We start from the raw sequence: 2,016 nt of genomic DNA, 5'->3' as shown, positions 1-2,016 counted from the left end.
GCCCCTGCCGGACGCCGCGGCCGCGGCCCTCGCCCGCGCGCGGGCTCGGGCGGCCGCACGCGGGAAGTCCTGACATGGCATCGCAGGCAAGCGCCACGCCGGCGCGGCGACCACGGGCTCGTCGACTCAAGCCCGCGCAGGTCGAGGAACTGTTCCGCCGGCTCAAGTGGCTCGACCCCAAACCGACGACCGAGCTGGAGTTCTCCACGCCCTACGAACTGCTGGTGGCGGTGACGTTGTCGGCGCAGGCGACCGACGTGGGCGTCAACAAGGCGACGCGCAAGCTGTTCCCGGTCGCCAATACCCCCGAGGCGATCGCGGCCCTGGGCGTGGACGGGCTCAAGCCCTACATCTCGACCATCGGGCTGTACAACACCAAGGCCGCGAACGTGGTCGCGATGGCCGAGCAGCTGATCGAACACCATGGCAGCGAAGTCCCGAGAGAACGCGCCGCGCTCGAAGCGCTACCCGGCGTGGGGCGGAAGACCGCCAACGTCGTGCTCAACACCGCCTTCGGCGAGCCGACGATGGCCGTGGACACGCACATCTTCCGCGTGTCCAACCGCACCGGCCTGGCGCCGGGGAAGACCGTCCGTGCAGTGGAAGACGGACTGATGAAAGCCGTCCCGGCGCACTACCTGCACGATGCGCACCACTGGCTGATCCTGCACGGCCGTTACGTGTGCAAGGCGCGCAAGCCGGAATGCCCGCGATGCCCGATCCACGACCTGTGCCTGTACAAGGACAAGACACCCGGCGATCCGGAAGCCTGACAGTGCGTCTCCATCGCGACGCCTCTCACCGCGCTCAGCGGTGGGCCCGCTCGCGCAGCCACTTGGTCGCCACCCACTTCTCGCCTTCCAGGACCGGAGCGCCGCCGTGCAGGCTCAGGGTCATCGGATGCGGACGGTCGTAGCTGAAGAACACCGCGTTGCCCTTGACCGCGGCCACCTCGAACCCCGCTTCAGGGAACGTCGTCGCACCGCCGCGCGAAGGCGTGTTGAGGTACATCACCAGCGAGGCGACGCGTTGCCCGCCCCGCTCCAACAACACGCCCGCGCCTGGTTGCGCGGGGTCGAAATAGTCGTGGTGCGGCTTGTACTCGGCCCCGACGCCATAGCGCAGGACCTGCATGCCCTCTCCGTTCTCCAGCGGCCAGTCCAGCAGGCGGGACAGCCGTTCCTCCACGCGTTGCAACAGCGCATTGGCACCGCGCGCGAAGCAGGTGCCCTGGCTGGTCCGGCCCACGTGCACCTCGTCGCCGCCGGTCGCCATGTTGACCGTCGCAGAACGCGACAGGCGCGGACGCGCCAGCTCGACCAGCGCATCGCATTCATCGTCGGACAGCACGTTGGCGAACGCGATCACCCGCGGATGACGCAGTTGCGCGACGACGCGCACCTCGCGGTCACCCGCGGAAAGTGACGACGCGTCGTTCAGTCCCAGCGGCGCGGGAACACGACTGGCGGGGGGCAGGCCGTCCTCGCGCTCGCGCTGCTCGACGAAGCCACGTAGCGCATGCTCGACCGCATCGATCGCGGCCTGTTCCTGCCAGCCGCGATCCAGCAAGGGCTTGAGCACGGCCTCGGGCGGCGCGCCCGCCCGCACCTGTTCGAATATCCATTGCTCGAGCGCATCGTCGATGCGCGCCTGGACTGTCATCGCGAGCGCTCCCGCAGGTCGATCGGCCTGCCCGGCCCTCCACTTTGCTGCCGTTCGATGACAAACGTGTGTCGGTTCCGGGGCGAATTCGCGCGCACCGCCGCTTCATGAAATCCGTGCGAATCCTGCAAGCGATCTGTCACATCACGGGCCTATAACTTTTCACCGATTCGTCACCGGGCACGACATCGACACGCGTCGACACAGCGCCACCCAGGGGAGCGGAACAGGGCCGGCCTCGCGCCATGGCGGTCCTGTCCGGGCCATGCACGTTCGAACCCACTGAAACGATCGGAGAGCAACACGATGACTTCTGGCAACAACTACCGGACCTTGCTGGTCACGTTCGGCGCC

2 protein-coding genes are annotated in these 2,016 nt (G+C 68.1%); one reads left to right on the top strand and one right to left on the bottom strand.

The window, feature by feature from the left end:
• Positions 1-74: 74 nt before the first annotated feature.
• The gene (gene nth, locus FKV25_RS00430; protein WP_141516820.1) at positions 75-773 is read left to right on the top strand and encodes an endonuclease III; all 699 of its coding nucleotides are present in this window, start codon (positions 75-77) and stop codon (positions 771-773) included.
• Between the two features lie 34 nt (positions 774-807).
• Here nth and FKV25_RS00425 read toward each other — a convergent pair whose 3' ends face one another.
• A complete protein-coding gene (locus FKV25_RS00425) occupies positions 808-1,662 on the bottom strand; it encodes a 2OG-Fe(II) oxygenase (protein ID WP_141516819.1) in 855 nt (284 codons plus the stop codon).
• Between the last annotated feature and the right edge of the window lie 354 nt (positions 1,663-2,016).

It is taken from the genome of Marilutibacter aestuarii (assembly GCF_006546775.1).
In the GTDB taxonomy this organism is placed as follows: domain Bacteria; phylum Pseudomonadota; class Gammaproteobacteria; order Xanthomonadales; family Xanthomonadaceae; genus Marilutibacter; species Marilutibacter aestuarii.
Note: the sequence above shows the minus strand (reverse complement) of the source record. Positions and strands in the feature narration are given on the sequence as shown.